The sequence below is a fragment of the Streptomyces sp. NPDC007095 genome (assembly GCF_040634475.1).
GTDB lineage: Bacteria > Actinomycetota > Actinomycetes > Streptomycetales > Streptomycetaceae > Streptomyces.
This window is the reverse complement of the sequence record NZ_JBEYFS010000014.1, coordinates 13,981-33,887: the sequence shown is the minus strand read 5'-3', so window position 1 is coordinate 33,887 and position 19,907 is coordinate 13,981. Positions and strand designations below refer to the sequence as shown.

Below are 19,907 nucleotides of genomic sequence, written 5' to 3'. Positions count from 1 at the left end.
CGCCATCCACATACGCCGTCTTCCAAACTGGCGCTCTACGGCACCGCCAGGCCACAGACCAAAGCCGTTCCGCCCGTGCACTAGCCTTCCCATGGAGGGGTGCCATGTCCGCGTGGATCATGTTGGGTTCCGGCTGCGTTTTCGTAATTCTGGGCGTGTTGACCTTGAACGGCCGGGGAACCGCGGCGTATGCGCCGTCACCCAGGGCTGGTTGGGGTTGGATAGCGATGGCTGGCGGCCCCGTCCTGGACGGAGGACCCAAACTCCTCGGCTTCCCTTCCGGAGCGGCGATGGTTCTTTCCACCGTAGCTCTGGGGCTCGTCGCGCTCGGTGCGGTGCTTCTGGTCCGGGGCGGAGCATTCGCCAAGGCTCGTCGTGCCGGCGACGACGACTGAGTGCCGCCCCTCACCCCTATCTAGGGCGACCGTCAAGTGGGCCACTGATGTCTGACAGCAGCGGCCGACACCAACAGCGGCGGACGAAGGCGTATCACGGCGAACCCTAGCGACCACTCCCACGCCGCATGGCGGCCAAGATCCAGTGCCGACAGCTCGCGATGATCGACCTGATAAGTCTTGGCCTCGAACGGGCGCCGTCCGTAGTGTCGGCCGGCGCCCGTCGCCTTGACTCGGTCATTGACCGGCTAATGAAATCGTGAAGCCTCAGACGTGCATCTGTTCGTCGGTGGCCGAGCGTCGGCCACGGTACGAGGTGACCAACGCGTCAGCGACGGCCCCCGCGTCTGCGTCGGCTACGTCTGCCGGGTACTCCGGCAGAAGGTCGTCCCAGACGGGCATCCACGACCCATAAAGCTGGGCCTGGCCCTCGGGCCGGGCGAAGAACCAGATGTGCAAGTGTGCAGCTCCGTCCCCGATCCGGTAGACGTGGGCTCGGGAGATATGCGGTAGTGCCTGCACATGGCGGACGATGTGAGTGGTGAGCACCCCGAGTTCGGCGGCCATTTCGTCAGACAGATCCGCCATGTCGAAGTGGTCTCGGGAGTACAGCATCAGTACCAGAGGCACACCGACGCCTGTGACCCGGGCCAGTCGCCATCGTTCGTTGAACCAGATTCCTTCGTCTCGGGCGCGGCACACGTCGCAGTTCGCCGGGTCTTCACCGTGCCGTTTTGGCTCGGGCAGAACGGGCGGGCGCAGCGGCGCGACGCGAAGTCCATCAGGCTCGAACGGACTTATGTCCCAGCTGGTCATCCGTGCCAACGGAAGTCGAAGCTCACCATCCGCGGCCGCACGTGCGTGGTCGTAGAACTCATCAGGTCGCAAGGCCATGATCGGAGACTAACGTGACCCATAGGCACCCTGACCCGTGCCAGACGCGTGCCAGATCGTGCGGGGAGCCACGGGGAACAGCGGATACTCAACTCCGCAGATGGAACGCGCCTGCACCGCTGTAGTGCAGGTCAGTTCCACCACAACTGGTAGATCACCTCAGCTTCCCAAGCTGAGAGTGCGAGTTCGATTCTCGTCACCCGCTCCATAATTGAGGCCCAGGTCCGAGACCTGGGCCTTGTTTGTTGTCCAGTCCTGTGGGTGGCACACCACGACGGCATCATGGGACGGCCTTCTTGGACGAACGGACTGCCCGAGGGACGTACGAGTAGCGGGACCGCTCGGTCGATGTCAGACCCTTGCGGAATCATGACGCTCGGAAGCCTGGTCGACCCTGCTGGAGGGGCACGTGGTGAACGCGGACCTGATACGGGACCTCGGCAGGCCAGACCGACACGAGGCAGCAGCAGACGCGTTGGTCACGCTCGGCGCCGGCGGGGTGGAGCAGTTGGTGCGGGAGGTGATGGACGCGGAGTCCCCGGTGGACTGGCGGCCGATCACCGCCGTACTCGGGCGGATCGGGGATGCGGGGTTCGACGGTCTGCTCCAGGGGCTCGTCTCCGCGTCCACCGAGGAGTCCCGCAAGCGAGTCGGCTTCGCGTTCTCCCGGCTCGGCGTGGCCGTTCTCGACCGTTACACCGCGGCCCTCGCCCACCCCGTGCCGCTCGTGCGCCGTCAGGCCGTCCGTGGGATCGAGCACTGCGGGGAGGCCGGCCGGTCCGCCGCCGTCCTGCTGCCGCTGCTCGGCGACCCGGACCAGGAGGTCGCCCGGCAAGCCCAGGACACCCTGATCCGCACCGGCGAGCACGTGATTCCGCTGCTCCGGCGCGTCCGGGAACGGGGGCCGGGCCGGCAGCGGGCGCGGGCGTTGCCTGTACTCGCCGAACTCGGTGGCGAACCGGCTCTGTCGCGCGCCGACACAGCCGCGATCGAGCGACTCATCCGCATCAAGCTCCCGGACGATCGGCCCGAACCGCTGTGGGCCTGCTGGAACTACTGGATGGCCGTCCCTGGCGGAGACCAGGCCGGGATCATGCGCACCCTCCGCCTGACCGACCCACGACCCGTGACCTTCGCACTCGGCAACGACATCGTCGACGCCGACGGTCACGGCTGCGACACGGACGAACACACCGGCTACGAACGGGTCTTCGTCACCCCGGAACTCGATGGCTGGACCCTCGTCCTCGGCGCCTGGTGCGACCCGCACGGTCAGGAGCGCCGCGAGGACGTGCTACGCCTGTGCACCGAGCTCAGTGCCCGCTACGGCCGGGCACAGGCGTACTACTACGGCGGCCAGGGCGACGGCTCCGCCTGGCTCGTGGCCGAGCACGGCACGGTGATCCGGCGTTACTGCGAAACCGGCGAGGCGGAGGACGAGTTGCTGACCCTCGGCGGGCCGCTGCCGTACGAACGAACACGCCGTACGGAACTGGCTCTGCACCCCGACTGGGACGCCGCGCAGGAGAGCGAGGACGACGAGGACGAGTGGCGCTGGACTGCTCACGAACTCGCCCCGGACATCGCCCGCTCCCTCGGCGCCGCAAGCCCTCTCGACCTCACTGCAGACACACCGTCACGCGGCACCGGCGTCATTGCCCTGACTCCGTACGGCGTCGCCCATGGCGTACCGGCGGGCGCCTACCGCATCTGAGTCACGGCGGCAAGGATCGCCGATGCTCCGTACTCGACAAGCAGCGGCGCAGCCTCGGCTCACTCAAGCAGCGCGCCGTCCTCCCCGACCTCACCACCCAGCAACGGCTCGACGATGCCAACGACGACGTGCACGGCCACTGGGCCGGATTCTGTCCGACGGCTCCAAGCCACCTCTGCCCGAGTTGTTCGGTCACTGCCGAGCTGCCCTCGATGTGCTCCCGCAACGGCACCCTTCCGGCCGGTGCTCGCTTCCCGTGCTCGGCCGCTCGTGGACCACCCCGAGGGGCTCTCCACGTCTCGGAGCCGACGGCGTGCCCATAGCGTGCCCTTAAGACCGGTAAACCACGGTCGACAGCGGTGCGAACCCGCACTCCCGGGCGCAGCACTGCAAGGTATACGCCCAGGTCAGAAGCCATCCAGCTCGCCAAGCGCCGTCGCTTCCCAAGCTGAGAGTGCGAGTTCGATTCTCGTCACCCGCTCCATGACAAAGGCCCCGGTCATCGACCCGGGCCTTTTCGCTGTCCGCGGTGATCAGTTGTCGCGTGCCAGATTCGTGCCAGAAGGCTCATCGGGCTTCGTCCTGGTGCAAGCGTCCCGAGCCCCCGGACTGTGGTGTCCGGCCCGGCGGCGACCTCCTCTTGCCGCTCGTCGTCGGAGTGCTGATGCCAGGTCCACGGGACGGCCGCGGCATGTCGGCGACTACGGTGCTTGTTCGCACGGCGGCCGGCGGGACGTCACGACGTGATGTCCACCAGGACCTTGCCGACGGCGCCGCTCTCCACCGCCCGGTGCGCGTCGGCGGTGCGGTCGAGCGGAAAGCGGACCAGTGGCAGGCCATGTTCCTCGCCGACCGGCAGGGCGCCGTCACGGACTGCGGCGGCGACGTCCTCCATGGCTGCGGCGAGCGCCTCCGGTCCGGCCGTGTAGAGCACCAGGAACTGGAAGCGCGCGTTCAGCACCATGTTCTGCAGCACGTCCATTTCGACCGGCCGGCCACCGTCGTTGGCGTAGGTCGAGACCGTGCCGCGTGTCCGCAGCACGGCCAGGTCCAGTGCGAGGTTCGCGCCCAGCGCCACCTCGGCGACCATGTCGACGCCGTCCGGGGCGATCTTGCGGATCTCGGCGGCCGGGTCGCCCTCGCGATAGTTGATCACGTGGTGAGCCCCGGCCGCGGTGGCCAGCCGGGCCTTCTCCAGGCTGCTGACCGTGCTGATCACGGTGGCGCCGGCCCTTCGAGCGAGCTGGGTCACCGCGTGCCTGACCGCCCCGGCCCCGCCCGCGGCGAGCACCACCCTGCCGTCGAGCGCCCCGGGCCGCAGACGGCGCGGCCCGTCCTCGGCGACGGTGAGCGCACGGTGCGCGGTGAGCGCGGGGACGCCGAGTGAGGCACCGACATCGAAGCCGGCCTCGTCGGGCAGCGGCACGGCCCGTTCAGCGGGCACGACGGTGAACTCGGCGGCGGTACCGGTGGGCCGCCCGGCGGCGGCCATGAACAACCAGACCCGCTGACCGACCCGGTTCTGGTCGATCCCCTCACCGACGGCGTCGATCGTGCCGGCACCGTCGAGGTGCGGGGTGACCTCGGAGAAGTGCTTGGGGAGGGCCGCGCCGGAACGGGCCTGCCAGTCGGTCGGGTTGACCCCGGACACGGCGACCCGGACGCGAACCTCGCCGGGGCCGGGCGCGGGCAGGTCACGGTCGACGAGCCGAAGAACGTCGGGGCCGCCGTTGTCGCGGTAAATGATGGCCTTCATGATCCGTCCTTGGAGCTGGTGAAGAAGGGGTTCCCGGCGCGGCCGGGAGGTCCGCCACGGGGGCCGGCGCGTGCTCGCGCCCCGGGTCTCGTCGGTTCCGGTCAGCCGATGGGGACCTCGCTGGAACGGGACTCGATGGCATCGAGGGTGGCGAGGGTCGCGGCGTCGAAGGTGATCTCGCCGGCCGCCATATTGGCCTCGAGGTGGGCGGCGTCGGCGGTGCCGGGGATCAGTAGCACATGTGGGGCGTGGTGCAGCAGCCAGGCGAGGCCGACCTGGGAGGCCGTGACGCCCAGGGACTCGGCCACGGCGTGCACCGCCGGCTCGTCGGTCGCCTTGGGCAGGCCCGGGAAGGCTCCACCGAGCGGGAAGAACGGCACCCAGGCGACGCCCTGGGCCGCGCACAGCCGCAGCATGTCCTCGTCGTCGCGGGAGACGAGACTGTAGGCGTTCTGCACGCAGACGATGTCCGCCGGCAGGGCACGGTGCAGGCCGTCGAGGGTGACGCTGCTCAGGCCGATCGCACCGATCTTGCCCTCGTCGCGCAGGGCGGTCATCACCGCGAGCTGGTCGTCGAGGTCGACGACCTGGTCGCCCTCGGGACGCAGGCCGGGGCCGGAGTCGAGACGGCGGAGGTTGACCACGGGGAGCTGGTCGACGCCGAGGCTGCGCAGGTTGTCCTCGACGCTGGCGCGCAGTTGCTCGGGCCGCTGTGCCAGACGCAACGGCCGGCGTCCGCCCGGGTCGGGGTCGGCGCCGACCTTCGTGACGACCAGGACGCCGTCCTCGGGGCGCAGCGCCTCGCGGATCACGGCGTTGGCGAAACCGAAGCCGTAGAACTCGGCGGTGTCCACATGGTCGACGCCCAGCTCGACCGCGCGGCGCAGCAGCGCGACGGCCTCGCCGCGACGGTCGTGCAGGCGCTCAAGCTGCAACGCGCCATAGCCGACGCGTAAGACGGTGCGGCCGGCAAGCAAAGCGGTCGGGGTGGTCATGACGCTGTCTCCTCGGTCGGTGATCGCAAGGCGGTGTACAGCAGTTCGGCCTGATAGAGCGCCATCACCCGGTGAGCGATCGGGGTGGCGCTCTCCCGGGCCTCGGCCGGCTCGTGGTGCTCGACCTTGACGAGCCAGGCGGTGACGCAGTCGTGCAGCATCGCGCGCATCCGGTCGGTCATGTCGACGACGATGTCGCGGATGGCCGGATTGGTGGTCGCCTCGCCCCAGGTCTGCACGCCTACCCGGGCCTCGGCCGGGTCGATCGCTGCGATCAGGCGGGCGAGCAGTTCGTCGGGGTCGGGCGGGGTGTCGCTCGCGGCGTGCTCGCCGAGGACCTTGGCGCGCTCGGCGAGCACTTCGCGGGCGGCTGCCTGGACCAGGTCGGCCTTGTTGCGGTAGTGGGCGTAGATCGAGCCGGCCGAGAGTCCGGACTCGGCGATGATGTCGGCGATCGAGGTCCGTTCCAGGCCGTTGCGGCCGAAGCAGCGGATGGCGGCCTCGGCGATCTGGGCGCGCCGGAGTTCCTTGCGCGCGTCGGTGAGCCGCGGCATCACACCCCCCACAAAAAGAATCCTGGTTCCCCTTGCGAGGAGACACTAACAGAATAGCTGTTCTTTTTGCGGTGAGGTGCGTCGCGTGCGAACAGGCCCGGTCGTGACGACCGAGCCTGTTCGCGACGGGTCAGAGCGCAGGCAGGGTGCGCTCGCAGGAGCGTGAAGTCGGCCTTCACGACCGCGTACGCCGGATCGTGAAGGCCGATTTCGTGCTGGGGACCGCATGCCCCGGTCGGCGTGGCGCGCCGCGTCTTCGCGGGGCCGGGGCTACTTGATGTAGACGAGGCCGTCGGTGGTGACGGTGGGACGGCCGCTGGTGCCGACCACGACGATCTTGATGGTGTGCTTGGCGCTGCTGGACCAGGTCTTGGTCCAGATCGCCTGCCGGTACAGGGTGGTGGAGGACTTCAGGTCGACGGTGGAGACCTTGGTGCCGTCGACGTAGATGTACGCCTGGCCGGAGCTGGCTGCCCGGGAGACGACCCAGGCGGCGGAGCGGCCGGTGAAGGTCCAGGTGAGGCCGGCGCCCTTGGAACCGCTGGAGTAGGACTGGCCGCCGAGGTAGCCGCTGGAGGAGCGGGAGGTCCAGCTGCCGGACTTCGTGGCGGCGGTCTCCTGCAGTAGCACCGGGGTGTACGAGGGCGAGGACGTGCGGTAGTTGCCGGCGTAGTCGTAGGCCCGCATCGACCAGATGGTGGCGGCGCCGGACTTGGCGGTGCGGTTGGAGGTGGTGGTGGTCGGGCCGAAGGCGGCGGTGGTGGGGGACAGCAGCTTCACCTCGCGCAGGGCCTTGTCGTCGGTGGCCTTCCAGCCGAGGGTGACGGGGATGGCGCTGGTGCTGACGGTGCCGGAGCGCAGGGAAAGCTTCGGGTTGGTCGTGAAGGTCGGCGCGGTCGTCTCCGCGACGACGGTCAGCGCGGCACTGGTCGCGGTCTTGCCGGACTGGTGCACGGCCCGCACGGCGACCGTGTGGCTGCCCAGGGCCAGGGTGACGCCGGCGGACGTGGCGGTGCCGGAGGTGGTGGCGACGCTCTTGCCGTCGACCAGCAGCTCGAACTTGGAGATCAACGACGCCGGTGTGGTGGCCGTCCAACGGACGGTGATGCCGCCCTTGGTGTAGTACGTCGAGCCCGAAAGGCCCGCGCCGTCGACCGAGCTGACCTTCAGTCCCTGCACCGGGCCGGATGCCCAGCTGCGGATGGTCGGCAGTTGGTCGTAGAGCAGACCGCCGGGGCACTGTGTGTTGTAGCCGTCCCGGTGGCCGGAGATCCGCTGGAAGGTGTATTTGCTGCCCGCGGTGAAGTCGGTGTTGAAGTAGTTGTGCTGGCTCGCGCCCGCCGTGAGCTGGGTGGTTCCGGCGGGATCGGCGCCGTACTGGCCGAGCTTCCAGGCCGCCAGGCGGGCGACTGATGCCAGCGTGGCGTTGGTGGCGCTGGTGGTGGTGTAGTCACCGAGCACCGCGACGCCTGCGGACTCCCGGTTCCAGCCGTAGGTGTGTGCGCCGAACACCGGAAGGTCGACGCCGCCCTTGCGGCCCTCGAAGATGGTGCCGCACTTGTCGACGAGGAAGTTGTAGCCGATGTCCTTCCAGCCGCTGACCTGGACGTGGTACGCGTAGATGCTCCGGATGATCGACGGCGAGTCGGCGCAGGAGTAGTCGTTGGCCCCGTCGGTGTGGTGGACGAAGACCGCCTTCACGTCCGCGTTGTACTCCGGCGCCTCGGGGCTGATCGACTCGTCGGCACCCCAGTCGGCGCGCGAGACGATCGGCGGTTCGGGCACGGTGGACGGCGGCGCCGAGGGCGGCGCGCTGGAGGACGTGCTCGGCGACGGCGACACGGAGTCCGTGGGGGACGCCGAGCCGGAGGGCGGGACGGAGTCCGTGGGGGACGCCGGCGCGGAGGGCGGGACGGAGTCGGTGGCCGCCGGCGTGGTGTCCGTCGCAGCCGGGGATGTGGTGGTCTGGCCGTCCGTCGGCATGACGGTGGTGCCGTCGGTGGGCGCGGCGGAGTCGGTGGGCGCGGATGCCGTGGCGCCGGGACTCTCATCGGCGACGAACGCGGCAGGCTCGGCCGCGGTGCCGCCGGCCTTGGTCTCGGCGTCGGTCACCACCCCCGGGTCGACCAGGTTGACCTCAAGGCCCTTGGGCAGAGCGGAGCTGCTGGTGCCGTTCTTGCGGATGACCTGCACCTGCATGCCGTCGGAGGGACCGACCCACAACGGCTCGGATGCTCCGCGCACTCCGACGCCGGGGTTCTCCAGCGGGTCGACGTTCAGTTCGAGGTCCTGCCAGGCGCTCCACTGGCCGGTCTTGAGGCTGCGGGTGCGTACCTGCGCCGTGCCGTCGAGCCGCTTGGCCGCCCCCGTCCAGGAGACGCCGAGCATCGAGAACTGCTCGGTGTCCGTGCGCGGCAGCTCCCGCTTGTCGCCTGTGCCGCCTTTCAGTGCGAGGTCGTACACCTTCGCCGGCCGCTTGGCCCGGCCGGCCGCGCCGGGATCGGAGGACGGGCTGGCGACGGCGTAGGTCACCACGCCCCCGCCTCCGAGGACCACCGCACCGAGCGTCAGCCACGCCCGTCGTTTCATGCTCAGCGGTCTGTACACATGCGACGTACGACGACCCACCACGTATCCACCCTTAGAAGGCCCGGAAAGGCCACAGAAAAAGGTCACATGAGGCACACCTGCCACACAGGCGGCCGCCCCCTACAGCGCACCGTGTCCGACGAACATCACGGGGCGACAGGCCTCGGTGATGCAGATCACTAGGATGGCGATGTGTCATGCGTGCCACGGATGGTGCGGGCCGTCGAGGTCCGTCCGAGTGAGGCGGGCGATCTGCTGATGCCTCCTGCCGTGGCCGATACTGTCGCGGTCAACGGCACTTGTGGCGGTGGCACTTGGAACCGGTTGCCGGGGCGCCCGGTGTGGGGGCGGCAGTGGTGGTCGTCCTCTTGCCGGTCTTGCCGCCCCGCTTGGCGGGGGCCGCGGACGGGGAGGGCGTGGGAGCGCCGGGCTCGTCGGTGCCGCGGCCGAGGGCGGCGGGCGCGGGGAAGGTGGCGTCGGGCAGGCCGGCGAGGGCGTCGCGCATGTACTGGGTCCAGATCTCGGTGGGGATGTCGCCGCCGAACACCTTCTGGAGGCCACCGACGCCTGCCAGGGACTGCAGCTGTGGGTGGTTCGAGTCCTCTCGGAAGAGGACGACAGAGGTGGCGAGTTGCGGGGTGTAGCCGATGAACCAGGCGGAACGGTAGTCGTCGGTGGTTCCGGTCTTGCCCGCCGCCGTCCGGCCGAGAGCCTGGGCCTTGGTGCCGGTGCCCCGGGCGATGACGCCCCGGAGCACGTCGGTCACGTTGCCGGCGACCGCCGCCGGCAGGGCTCGCACGGGGGCGGGGGCGGCGAAGCCGGCCAGTGCCGAGCCGTTGTGGGTCACCTTCGTCACCGAGTACGGGGTGGCCTGCATCCCGTCGGCAGCGAAAGTCGCGTACACGCCTGCCATTCGAATGGCGCTCGGTGTGGAGGTGCCGATGTAGAAGCCGGCGCTGGGGGCGGCGAGGCTGCCCGGGCGCAGGCCGAGAGTCTGTGCCGTCCTCGCCACGTTCCCGTAGCCGACGTCCTCTCCCAGTTGCACGTACGGCGTGTTGACCGACTGCTCCATGGCCTTGCGCAGAGAGATGTAGCCCCAGCGCCGGGGGGTGTCGTTGTGCTGGTGGAGGAGCCCGGTGGGGTCCTTGGGATCGGCGACATCGTCGCCCTGCTGGTCCTTGATCTCGATGCCGTCGTCACCGTTGAACTTGCCGGCCGGGGTGATCGGCTCCGGTGACTCGCCGGGTCGCAGTACCGCTCCGTGCTGGAGTGCGGCCGCGAGGACGATGGGCTTGAAGGTCGATCCCACCGGGACGCCGGAGGTGTCGGCGTTGTCCGAGTAGTGGGCGTGGTCGAAGCCGGGGCCGCCGTAGACGGCGAGGATCCTGCCGGTCGTGGGTTCCACCGAGGCGGCTCCGACCTGGACGTCCCGGTCGACCTGCCGGTGGGCGGGGTCGAGGCGTTGCCCCCGCACCGTGGCGACAGCCCTCGTCAGTTCCGCCGTCTTCTTCCTGTCGAAGGTGGTGTGGATCTGGTAGCCGCCCCGGCTCAGGCCGCTGTCGGTGATGGTCGGGTCGTGTGTCTCGGCATACGACCTGGCGAGTTGGACCAGATAGCCGGTCTCGCCCGTGAGCCCTGAACCGCGGGTCCACTTCCTGGGTGTGGGGAAACCGGCGGCCGCGTACCGTGCCCGCTGCCCGGGTGTCAGCTTGCCGGTCTTCACCATCCGGTCGAGCACCCAGGACCAGCGTGCTTCCGCCTTTGCCCTGGCCGCGGGATCGGAGTCCGCGTACTGGAAGAGACTCGGCTCGTTGACCGCCGCGGCGAGGAAGGCTCCCTGGCTCGCGTCGAGCCTCTCCACCGGGAGGCCGTAGTACATACGCGCCGCGGCCTGGATGCCGTTGGCCTGACGACCGAAGAAGCAGGTGTTCAGATACCCCTGGAGGATCTGCTCCTTGGTCATCCCGGCGCCGATCTTGGTGGAGATCAGCAGTTCCTTGAACTTGCGTGAGACCGTCTGCGACTGGTCCAGGTAGGTGTTCTTGACGAACTGCTGGGTGATCGTCGAGCCGGACTGGACGGAGCCGCCCGCGGCCATGTGGACGACGGCGCGGAGGATTCCCTGCGGGTCGATGCCCGGGTCGGTGTAGAAGGAGGCGTTCTCCGCGGCGATGAAGTCCCACCGCACGTCGGCGGGTACCTGCGAGAGGGTGACATTCTGCCGGTTGACGCTGCCGTCGGTCGCCAGGACCGTGCCGTCCGACCAGTAGTAGACGTTGTTCTGCAGCAGTGTCGTGGGATTGGGGTCGGGGATGGTGACCGTGGCGTAGGCATAGCCGACGGCCGCTGCCGTGCCGCCGAAGAAGAACAGGAAGAACGCCAGCAGTTGACGCACCGACGGCAGCCAGCGGCGCGGGCCCGTCCGGCCTCGGCGCGGGTAGTCGATCCAGCGTTTCTTCTGCGGCGCCTTTCTCCGGGCACGGCGTGGCACGTCCTGTCGGGGGGCCTGGTCACGACGTGCGACCCGGTGGCCCGTGGCGCGGTCACCTTCGGCACGCGTGCCGCCGACGGAGCGCTGCGGCGGTCGGCGCCGGTGTCCGCTCATGGGCTCTGATCACTGTCCTCTCAGTACGACTGCGGTGTCTTGGACGGTCCGGGCTGCCGGAGACCGGGGAAGGCGGAGGTCTGTGGAAGGCCGTCGTACGGTGCCGGCCGCGGGAGGGGGTCGTACGGCGCCTGCTGCGGGAGGGGGTCGTACGGCGCCTGCTGCGGAGAACCGGGATCCTGCGGAGGGAGGTCATTGCCGCGCGCCTCCGCGCCCACCGGGGCCTGCAGGCTGCCGTACCGCTCCATGCGCTGCCAGCGCAGCCGTGAGCCCGACACAGCGGTGAAGACGGACTGGATCACCACCAGGTACATCAGCTGCCGGTAGACGAACTGCTGCAGCGGCAGACTCCACAGCGGGCCGGGCCGTTCTCCGTCCAGGCGGAACGCGTACAGGCCCATCATGAGTTGCAGCAGCAGGAAGGCCAGCCACAGCCCGATGATCCGGACCGGGTCGAGAAAGAGCAGCCCGTACAGGGCGAAGATGTCCACGACGGGTGCGAGCAGTGGCAGCAGTACCTGGAAGAGCAGCAGATATCCCAGGCCCCGGCGGCCCAGCTTTCCGGCCGCACCGCGCTGCACCAGCGCGCCGCGGTGCTTCCACATCGCCTGCAGGGTGCCGTAGCACCAGCGGTAGCGCTGGCGCCACAGGGCGTTCAGTGACGCGGGGGCCTCGGTCCAGGCCTTCGCGCCCTCCTCGTACACCACACGCCAGCCGGCGCGGCACAGTGCCATGGTGAGGTCGGTGTCCTCGGCGAGGGTGACGTCGCTGACGCCGCCGAGGTCGAGCAGTGCCTGGCGGCGGAACGCGCCGACCGCTCCGGGTACGGTCGGCATGCATTCGGCGAGGTCGAACAGGCGGCGGTCGAGGTTGAACCCGACCACGTACTCGATGTGCTGCCAGCGCCCCAGCATGCCGCCACGGTTGACGACCTTGGCGTTGCCCGAGACGGCCCCCACGCGGGGATCGGCGAAGGGCTGCACGATCGTGCGGACGGTGTCGGGTTCGAAGACCGTGTCACCGTCGACCATGACCACCAGGTCGAAGGTGGCGGCGGCGAGTCCCGTGTTGAGTGCGGCGGGCTTTCCCGCGTTCGGCCGGCGGATCACCCGTACCGGCAGGCGGAGCGACTCCACCAGGTCGGCGGTGCCGTCGGTCGAACCGTCGTCCACCACGATGATCTCCACTGGATGGTCCGAGGCGAGCAGTGAGCGCACGGCCGCCTCGATCCCGGCGCTCTCGTTGTACGCGGGAACGATGACGCTGACCGGCTCGGTCACGGGCGGTCCCCAGGACCGGCTCCGGCGCCCGGTGCGCAGGCGCCGGTGCCGCCGGGCGGCGATCAGCACGACCACTGCGCGCAGCACACTGAGCGCCCCGGCCGCGTACATCAACACGCCCAACAGCCACACGACCCGGTCGCCGCCCTGCAGCACCTTGATGAGGGCCAGCCCCTGCAGATGGTCGCCGAGCCCGACGGGCCGGACGGGTGCGGTCATGCCGACCGCGTCGGAGACCGTCGCGAACTTGAAGCCCTGTGCCTTGAGCCGTGGCACCAGTGCACCCAGCGCGGCGACGGTCTGGGACCGGTCACCGCCGGCGTCGTGCATGAGCACGATCTGTCCGGCGTGGCCGTCGGGTGTCGCATTAGCGACGATGCGGTCCACGCCGGGACGCTGCCAGTCCTCGGCGTCCCGGGTGGAGAGCACCGTGACATAGCCTGCCGCGTCGGCCTGCTCGAGGACGGACCAGTCGGCATCGTCCAGCGCGTCGTTCTCCGAGGAGAACGGCGGCCTCAGCAGTGCGGTGGTGACCTCCGCGGCGCCGGCCACCGCCAGCTGCGTCTCGCGCAGCTCCAGGGACCGCTGCCAGGGAGCGAGCCGGGCCAGATCGGGATGGGTGAAGGTGTGGATGCCGATCTGATGGCCCTCGGCGACGATCCGGCGGACCAGCTCCGGGTGGGCGGCGACCTGGGTTCCGACGACGAAGAAGGTCGCGTGCACGTGGTTGCGACGCAGCACGTCCAGGATCCGTGGCGTCCAGACGGGGTCGGGGCCGTCGTCGAAGGTGAGGGCGATGGTGTGGGCCTTCACCTGGGCGGTGTGCGCAGAGGTGGCGGCGTCCGCGATCACGGGGCCGCCATGGATCACCTGGCTGGGCACAGCCTCGTTCCGCCCATGGGAGCCGGTCACGTGGTCCGATGCGATCCCGAACATGTGGTGGGTGTAGCCCTGCAGCAAGAGGGCCGTCGACAGGGTCACCGCGAGCACGCTCAGCAGCAGCCAGTGGGTTCGGGGCGTGGTCCGGCGGGTGCGGTTGCGGCGGCGAGCAGGAGCGTTGCGGCATCGGCGATCGGTCACGTCAGGGCCTTTGATCACTTCACGGGACGGTGGGACGAGCCGATGGCACGACCCTTGCGTGCAGGGGTGGAGACGGGGGCGGGAGCGGCGCTCGAGGTCGGGGACGTGATCCTGGTGGGCGCTGCGATGGGCCCGGACGTGGCCGCGGGAGCGGTGGAGGCGGCCGACCGGTCGGTGGGACCGGAGGTCTCCTGCACCACAGGGCCGGAGTTCCGCTGCCCTGCGGTGGGACTCGCGGTCCCTGTGGAGTGGCCCGTGCCGGGCAAGGCGTCGGGCGCGGTCGCCCGGGGCGTGGTCGGGTGCGTGGAGTCCGGCTGCGGGACGAACGGAGAACTGATGGTGGGTCCGCCCAGCATCGTGCTGATCAGCAGGGCGACGTAGCCGCCGGCGGGGATCACGAGCAGCCGGGCGGCGCGGAGTACGCGGCGCCGGCGTCGCCCCGAGGAGTCGACGAAGACGGGCCGCACCGACTCGTTCGCCGGAGTCTCCGGTTCCGGTACGGGGGCGCCGGTGTCGAACTCCGGGGGCGGCACGGTGAGGACGTCGCCGTGGGAAGAGCCCCACGCCGCCGTGGCGGGGTCCGGTCCGGCCACGTAGGGATGTGTTCCGGTGGCGTGGGGGTCCGTCCCCGTCGCATGGGTGCCGTACTCCGGGTGCGTCCACTGCGCGAGTTCCACCGAGTCCGAGGACCTCGTGCCCGTGTCGGTGCCGACGCTGCCGCCGTGCTCGTAGCCGTAGGCATACGCGTGCCCGGCACGGCCGTACGGATCCTCGCCGTACGCCCCGCCGCTTTCGTCCGTTCGCTGCACGAGTCGTGCCCCCTGTCCTTGGCCGACCGACGCGGTCGTCCGCATGGAAAGAGCGCACTCGGCCGGAAGTGTTACACCTCGGCCTCGCCGTACGGGCCTGCTCGACCGCAAGGAACGAGCCGGACGAAAGGTGAGCAATCATGACGACGGCTTGCCCGGGGCCCGCGTGCGGGAGAACGGCCGGCGTGGAGCAAGCGCACCGGTCGCCCTCGGCGAGGCGCGCACGCGGCGCCTGTGTCGGCCGCAGATTCCTGACCCGCGCCCTACGCGCGCCTCAGGTCGGCAGCCACTTCACCACCGCGTCCCCGCACTCGGCCGTCTGTGCGTAGAACGCCCTCAACTCCTGGTGCGCCACCGCGAACGCATGCCACGTCTCGGGCTCCGCGGTCACGCCGCCGTAGCGCGGGAGCAGTTCGGCGCGGGCGAAATCCCACAGCGCGTCGAAGTCGGCCATCGCCAGGAACCCGGCCACCCGGCGGGCCTGGGCCGCCGTCAGCACCAGGAACGGCGATTTGTGCCGGTCGGCGCGGAACACCGGCCGGCCACCGAGCACCACCTGGGTCTGAGGCCGGTCTTCGGCACGATGCGGGGGAGCCCCGGCGTAGATGCGTTCCTGGTCCAGATAACGCTTGTCCAGCTCCTCTTCACGGTGCCGACCGACCCGGCGTCGGACGGTCTCCGAGTCGTCCTCGAAGAGTCGTTCGAGCCAGGTCGTACTGTTGCGCAGTGCGGGGGGCGGCACCGCTCGCAGACGGAGGTACGTACTCATGCCAGAGGGAGCGCACGGGGACACCGAAGCATTACGCGGCCCGACGGACCCGCTTCGGGGGAAGACACCTCGACCGTCGTGCGCGCGGGGGTGGGGCGGTACCGCGCCGGTTGCCGGGAATCCCCCCGGAACCGCGTAACGGATCGACCGCCGACCTCGCTCTCTTCGTATGTGACGACAGATCAGGAGACGAGACCCCATGCGGCGGCCAGGCCCGTGCGGTGGGCGGCGGACACGGTGGCGACGATGCGGGAGGGGGCACGGCTGCGCCTCGACTACTCGGCATCCAGCCTGTGGCGCGTCGACCGGATGATCGACGACCTGCGGCGGGAGGACACACCCTACGCCGCCGTGGAGAGCGTGCTGCGCGGCTTCGGGGCGTATGCGGGTGAGGTGATCGTCCGTCAAACGGGCGCCGAGTGGTGGGAGGCGGACGGCCACCACTGGATCCGCACGGCCGAGGGACGGCTGTGGGATCCCATCGACGAGGCCCGCGACTGCTTCGCCGGACACGGCTCACTGCGGCTGCTGTGCCGCGACGCGACGGCGGGCACACCCGAACCCCGGGATCGGCGGCCGCGGTGAGGTCCGTGATCCGCGCCGGACCGCCCGCCACCGGCCCGATACGTGCGTGGGGCGGCCGGAACCGCGTGCAGTGGGCGGGGTTCCGGCCGGCGCCGTCCCTCTCCGTGCCGCTCACGGGGGAGTGAAGAACGGCACGGAGAGAGGTCCGGGGGGTGCGGCGCCGGCGTCCGGTGGGCGGGCGCCCTCGGCCTGCGCGGTACCGGACCCGGCACTCACCCGGCGAATGGCCGGCGCGAAATGTCACCCGACCGGGACAGTGCCGGTCGCGCCGCGTCTTGGGCACACCGGATCCACGGGGCTCCGAGGAGCCGTCAGGCGGCCCCGGACACCCCGGCACGGGCACGTGTCCCCGGCGCGGCGCGGCTCTCAGGAGCTCCCCGCGCCCGCCCTCGCGTCCTCGGCGGCCGGGTGGCGGTCGCCGGCGACGACGTGAAGGGGCGCCCAGGCGTTGTGACATTTCTGTGAGGACAGACGCTGGTCACCATGGGGCCGTCGATGCGACCGGAGCACGGCGGACGGCACGCACTCGCCATGAACCCGGTACGAACGAGGACAGTCTTGGGCCAGGTACGGCAACCCCGGCGTGTACAGGCGTACGACGGGGAATTGGGCGCGGCGGTCGCGCGGGCCCAGGACGGCGACGAGACCGCTTTCGCGGTCGCATACCGGATCGTGCAGCCGGGCCTGCTCGGCTATCTGCGCGGCCTGGTCGGCGACGACGCGGAGGACGTGGCCTCCGACACCTGGCTGGAGATCGCGCGTGATCTGGGCCGTTTCAAGGGGGACGGGGCCGGGTTCCGCGGCTGGACCTCGACCATCGCCCGGCACCGGGCGCTGGACCATCTGCGCCGCCAGCGCGTACGGCCCCGGACAGGAGGGACCGAACAGGACGTACTGGACCTGCCCAGCCGGCACAGCACCCATGAAGAGGCCCTGGAGTCCCTGTCCACCGAGCGGGCGCTGGAACTGGTCCGCGGACTGCCGCGGGACCAGGCCGAGGCCGTGCTCCTGCGGGTCGTCGTCGGCCTGGACGGTCCCGCCGCCGCACGCGTCCTCGGCAAGCGCCCGGGAGCGGTGCGCACTGCCGCCCACCGGGGCCTGAAACGCCTCGCCCGCCAGCTGGGCGTCGCCGGTGCATCGGACAAGGGTGTGACGAATGAGGCTTCCCCAACGCTGGGGGAGTCGAAATGAACGACGCCGGCAACAGTGACCGACCGACAGGCATCAGGCTCGGAACGCCGGACGAATCGAACCGGTCGAACAGGAACGGAAACGGACATGGGTGAACGGCTGGGCGGCGACGGAGTTCCTGGCCGTCGACGTGTGCACCCTGGCGGCGCCGCGTCCGACCCGTGGGAGGTGCATGACGCCGCCACGCTGGAGACGGAGCTGGGCGCCGTCCTGCTCGGAGGCCATCTCGACCCGGAGGCCGAGCAGCGGGCCCTGACCGCTTTCCGTGCCGCCCATGACGCAGGCGCGCACCGGGCGCGTACCCGGCGCCGGGACGACTGGCGGCCGCCCGCGCAGCGACGTGCCAGGCGTCCTGTGAAAATGACGCTCGGCGTGGTGTTCGCCAGCCTCACGCTGGGTGGGGTCGCGGTCGCGGCCATCGGTTCAGTCGGCTCGTCCACGGACGGTGACGGTGCCGGGCGGGGCACCGCGCACCCGTCGGCGGTCGCCCCGGACCAGCCGGGCGGCGAGGCCTCGTCGGCGCCCTCCGGTGTCCCCGGACCGACGGACGGCCCGGCCACCGCCCAGGACACCGAAGCCCACTGCCGCGCCTACGAGCAGGTCAAGGATCGCGGCAAAGCGCTCGACGCGCGGGCCTGGCAGCGGCTCGTCACGGCCGCCGGCGGGAAGGACAAGGTCGCCGCGTACTGCTCCGAGCAGTTGGCGCGGGCGACGGCCGCGCCGAGCAGTACCGCCGGCAACGGCAAAGCGGGGAGCGCCGGCGCCTCAGGCAACGGCACCTCCGGCAACAGCCCCGGCGGCACGGGCAACGCGGCCGGAAACGGCCAGGCAAGCGGCAAGAAGGGCGGCGGAAGGCACAAGTAGCCCCCGCCGTGCCCGTAGGGGCGGACAACCACGGTTACCAGCGGTGCGATCAGGTCTGCGCGGCGGCGTCGGCACAGCGTGTACACGCTGGTCTGCCGCCGGGCAGCCGGCAAGCGCCGCCACTTCCCGAGCCGAGAGTGCGAGTCGTCTCACGCCTCCGCCGCAGCCCCACGACCCCAGGTACGCGTTCCAGGCCGGGGGGGCATGTTCGAGTCGACCACGCGGACGTGCATGGACTCGATGACGACGGTTTCGTCCCCGGTGCCCTGGACGGTCAGCGCCACCCGCTGCCCGTCGGCGGCGATGGCGCCGTGCGCCTTCACCCAGCCCGGCACGTCCTGCCCCATCACCGGTGGCGAGACTTCGCCGGGAGGCCGGTTGATCAGGTACTTCCCCTCGCACTGCGGGTCGTCCCAGGCATAGGTGCGGGTGCTCACCGTGAGCGGGACCTCATCACTGTCCTGGGCACTCGTGTCAGTGCTGTGCACCGACGGCTTGGCGTCCGGCGTTCCGGGGGTCGGGGCCGGGGAGCGGCTCGGACGCGTACGGTGCCTTCTTCAACAGCGCTGCCACCGTCACCTACTGGCAGGACAACGCGGCGGACGCCCTGTCCTGGTAGCCACCCGGGCGTCCCAGCGGTCTCACGGCCCGGGCAGTCGGCCCAGCGGGTGACCATCAGGGCGTCCAGGGCGACGGCGGATCTTCCGGGTGTGCTGCCGGAGAGGATCCGCAACTGCACCTTGTGGGTCGTGATCGTGGTGCCGAGTGTGCGGGTGAACACCACTTGCCGGTAGGAGGTCTTCGCGGCGTAGGTGTTCACCGTACCGACCGTTCTTCCGTCCACCAATGCCGCTCCGCCGACCGCGTTCGCCGGTGCCACTGCGTGCGGGCCGGACGCGGAAAAAGAGGTGCGGCCGACCAGGGAGTCCCGCGCGGGCCGGGCCACCGGCTCCGGTCTTCGGCTGTCCGAGGAATTGTGCTCATCAGTTCGGGTGACCATCTGCGGCGCCTTCGCCCCTCGTACGCATGCCGCGCATGAACTGAGCCCTGGAACACGGTGAGGGCAGGCAGCCGGTCATCGGGACCGGCTGCCTGCCCTCGCACGGCGCCTGGCTGGCGCCGGAAGAGAAGGGACACCGGATGCGCGTACTGCGCGCCTTCGCGGGGAGCGCCCTCGCATCGCTCCTCCTGCTGATCGGCATCTCACCGGCAACGGCCCAAGCCGGTCATCCCCGTGCGGGGAACGCCGCATACTGCCCGACCACGCACCACAACCGCGGGTCCAACACCGCACCGCAAACGGCATACCAGCGCTACTACCTCGACGATTGGCGGCTGGGACCGAGATACCTCCCCCAGAGTGGCGCCTTCGGCAGCATGCTGCGGGGCTATCACCGTACGGACCACACCTCCGCGTACTGGTTCCTCGGGTGCTATTGGCAGACGGATCCCCAGACGGGGAAGTCGGGCTGGTGGTATCCCGACCACAACGGCTTCGTGCTGAGGAACGGCAAGCCGGTCGAGCATTCCGTGACGCTCCGCCAGGGCCAGTTGGTCGACCTCTTCGGCAGCGGTTTCGGCAACTTCCTCGCCCCCGCGGGCACGCCGTACGCCAAGCGCGCGATTCCGCCGAGCAATCTCGACACCTACGTCAAGGACTATCCGTACAGCTACCACCTCTACCGGGTCCTCAAGCCGTTCGCCGTCGAGGCCGGCCCGATCAGGCCCTGGTTCGGCCAGCCCGGCCTGGGTCTCCAATACGTGACGAAACCGTCGGTCGCGGACCTCGTCACGACGAAGTACCTGGACGCGTTGCCGGTAGCCTGA

16 protein-coding genes are annotated in these 19,907 nt (G+C 70.4%); 6 read left to right on the top strand and 10 right to left on the bottom strand.

Annotated features, from left to right (window positions below; genetic code table 11):
* The first annotated feature begins 104 nt into the window (after positions 1-104).
* Entirely contained in the window at positions 105-395 is a 291-nt protein-coding gene (locus ABZ656_RS07400) for a hypothetical protein (protein ID WP_129592047.1), read from the top strand.
* Between the two features lie 267 nt (positions 396-662).
* On the opposite strand, the gene ABZ656_RS07395 is transcribed toward ABZ656_RS07400, so the two are convergent.
* On the bottom strand, positions 663-1,211 hold the full coding sequence (locus ABZ656_RS07395; RefSeq protein WP_360265484.1) for a hypothetical protein: 549 nt from the start codon (positions 1,209-1,211) through the stop codon (positions 663-665).
* Between the two features lie 487 nt (positions 1,212-1,698).
* Here ABZ656_RS07395 and ABZ656_RS07390 point away from each other — a divergent pair, with 487 nt between their 5' ends.
* The gene (locus tag ABZ656_RS07390; RefSeq protein WP_360265481.1) at positions 1,699-3,003 is read left to right on the top strand and encodes a HEAT repeat domain-containing protein; all 1,305 of its coding nucleotides are present in this window, start codon (positions 1,699-1,701) and stop codon (positions 3,001-3,003) included.
* Positions 3,004-3,739: 736 nt separating this feature from the next.
* On the opposite strand, the gene ABZ656_RS07385 is transcribed toward ABZ656_RS07390, so the two are convergent.
* The 8 genes from ABZ656_RS07385 to ABZ656_RS07350 form a co-directional block, all read right to left on the bottom strand.
* Positions 3,740-4,759 carry an NADPH:quinone reductase gene (locus ABZ656_RS07385; RefSeq protein WP_360265478.1) on the bottom strand — a complete coding sequence of 340 codons (1,020 nt, stop codon included), beginning with the start codon at positions 4,757-4,759 and terminating at the stop codon, positions 3,740-3,742.
* A 101-nt stretch (positions 4,760-4,860) separates the two neighbouring features.
* The gene (locus ABZ656_RS07380) at positions 4,861-5,754 is read right to left on the bottom strand and encodes an aldo/keto reductase (RefSeq protein WP_101399421.1); all 894 of its coding nucleotides are present in this window, start codon (positions 5,752-5,754) and stop codon (positions 4,861-4,863) included.
* On the bottom strand, positions 5,751-6,308 hold the full coding sequence (locus ABZ656_RS07375; RefSeq protein ID WP_101399419.1) for a TetR family transcriptional regulator: 558 nt from the start codon (positions 6,306-6,308) through the stop codon (positions 5,751-5,753). The genes ABZ656_RS07380 and ABZ656_RS07375 overlap by 4 nt, the downstream gene beginning before the upstream one ends.
* A gap of 270 nt (positions 6,309-6,578) precedes the next feature.
* Positions 6,579-8,897, bottom strand: coding sequence for a peptidoglycan recognition protein (locus tag ABZ656_RS07370; protein WP_360265474.1), 2,319 nt, complete (start codon positions 8,895-8,897; stop codon positions 6,579-6,581).
* A gap of 289 nt (positions 8,898-9,186) precedes the next feature.
* The gene (locus tag ABZ656_RS07365) at positions 9,187-11,502 is read right to left on the bottom strand and encodes a transglycosylase domain-containing protein (protein ID WP_360265471.1); all 2,316 of its coding nucleotides are present in this window, start codon (positions 11,500-11,502) and stop codon (positions 9,187-9,189) included.
* A gap of 20 nt (positions 11,503-11,522) precedes the next feature.
* A complete protein-coding gene (locus ABZ656_RS07360; protein ID WP_360265468.1) occupies positions 11,523-13,862 on the bottom strand; it encodes a glycosyltransferase in 2,340 nt (779 codons plus the stop codon).
* Between the two features lie 14 nt (positions 13,863-13,876).
* Positions 13,877-14,671, bottom strand: coding sequence for a hypothetical protein (locus ABZ656_RS07355; protein WP_360265465.1), 795 nt, complete (start codon positions 14,669-14,671; stop codon positions 13,877-13,879).
* A gap of 274 nt (positions 14,672-14,945) precedes the next feature.
* Positions 14,946-15,440: a DUF1877 family protein gene (locus ABZ656_RS07350; RefSeq protein WP_101399413.1), complete on the bottom strand. Its 495-nt coding sequence runs from the start codon at positions 15,438-15,440 to the stop codon at positions 14,946-14,948.
* 171 nt (positions 15,441-15,611) lie between these two features.
* Here ABZ656_RS07350 and ABZ656_RS07345 point away from each other — a divergent pair, with 171 nt between their 5' ends.
* From ABZ656_RS07345 to ABZ656_RS07335, 3 genes are all read left to right on the top strand, one after another.
* Entirely contained in the window at positions 15,612-16,025 is a 414-nt protein-coding gene (locus tag ABZ656_RS07345) for a hypothetical protein (RefSeq protein ID WP_360265462.1), read from the top strand.
* A 558-nt stretch (positions 16,026-16,583) separates the two neighbouring features.
* On the top strand, positions 16,584-17,216 hold the full coding sequence (locus tag ABZ656_RS07340; protein ID WP_360265459.1) for an RNA polymerase sigma factor: 633 nt from the start codon (positions 16,584-16,586) through the stop codon (positions 17,214-17,216).
* A gap of 87 nt (positions 17,217-17,303) precedes the next feature.
* Positions 17,304-18,080: a hypothetical protein gene (locus ABZ656_RS07335; RefSeq protein WP_360265456.1), complete on the top strand. Its 777-nt coding sequence runs from the start codon at positions 17,304-17,306 to the stop codon at positions 18,078-18,080.
* A gap of 149 nt (positions 18,081-18,229) precedes the next feature.
* Here ABZ656_RS07335 and ABZ656_RS07330 read toward each other — a convergent pair whose 3' ends face one another.
* Complete coding sequence (locus ABZ656_RS07330; protein WP_360265453.1) at positions 18,230-18,517, bottom strand: hypothetical protein; 288 nt, start codon at positions 18,515-18,517, stop codon at positions 18,230-18,232.
* A 703-nt stretch (positions 18,518-19,220) separates the two neighbouring features.
* On the opposite strand from ABZ656_RS07330, the gene ABZ656_RS07325 reads away from it, so the two are divergent.
* Complete coding sequence (locus ABZ656_RS07325) at positions 19,221-19,907, top strand: TNT domain-containing protein (RefSeq protein ID WP_101399408.1); 687 nt, start codon at positions 19,221-19,223, stop codon at positions 19,905-19,907.

Bases quoted from the DNA above. Each gene is read 5' to 3' on its own strand.
- ABZ656_RS07400 (WP_129592047.1), top strand. From the start codon at position 105: ATGTCCGCGTGGATCATGTTGGGTTCCGGCTGCGTTTTCGTAATTCTG.
- ABZ656_RS07395 (WP_360265484.1), bottom strand. From the start codon at position 1,211: ATGACCAGCTGGGACATAAGTCCGTTCGAGCCTGATGGACTTCGCGTC.
- ABZ656_RS07385 (WP_360265478.1), bottom strand. From the start codon at position 4,759: ATGAAGGCCATCATTTACCGCGACAACGGCGGCCCCGACGTTCTTCGG.
- ABZ656_RS07380 (WP_101399421.1), bottom strand. From the start codon at position 5,754: ATGACCACCCCGACCGCTTTGCTTGCCGGCCGCACCGTCTTACGCGTC.
- ABZ656_RS07375 (WP_101399419.1), bottom strand. From the start codon at position 6,308: ATGCCGCGGCTCACCGACGCGCGCAAGGAACTCCGGCGCGCCCAGATC.
- ABZ656_RS07370 (WP_360265474.1), bottom strand. From the start codon at position 8,897: ATGAAACGACGGGCGTGGCTGACGCTCGGTGCGGTGGTCCTCGGAGGC.
- ABZ656_RS07365 (WP_360265471.1), bottom strand. From the start codon at position 11,502: ATGAGCGGACACCGGCGCCGACCGCCGCAGCGCTCCGTCGGCGGCACG.
- ABZ656_RS07350 (WP_101399413.1), bottom strand. From the start codon at position 15,440: ATGAGTACGTACCTCCGTCTGCGAGCGGTGCCGCCCCCCGCACTGCGC.
- ABZ656_RS07335 (WP_360265456.1), top strand. From the start codon at position 17,304: ATGGGTGAACGGCTGGGCGGCGACGGAGTTCCTGGCCGTCGACGTGTG.
- ABZ656_RS07325 (WP_101399408.1), top strand. From the start codon at position 19,221: ATGCGCGTACTGCGCGCCTTCGCGGGGAGCGCCCTCGCATCGCTCCTC.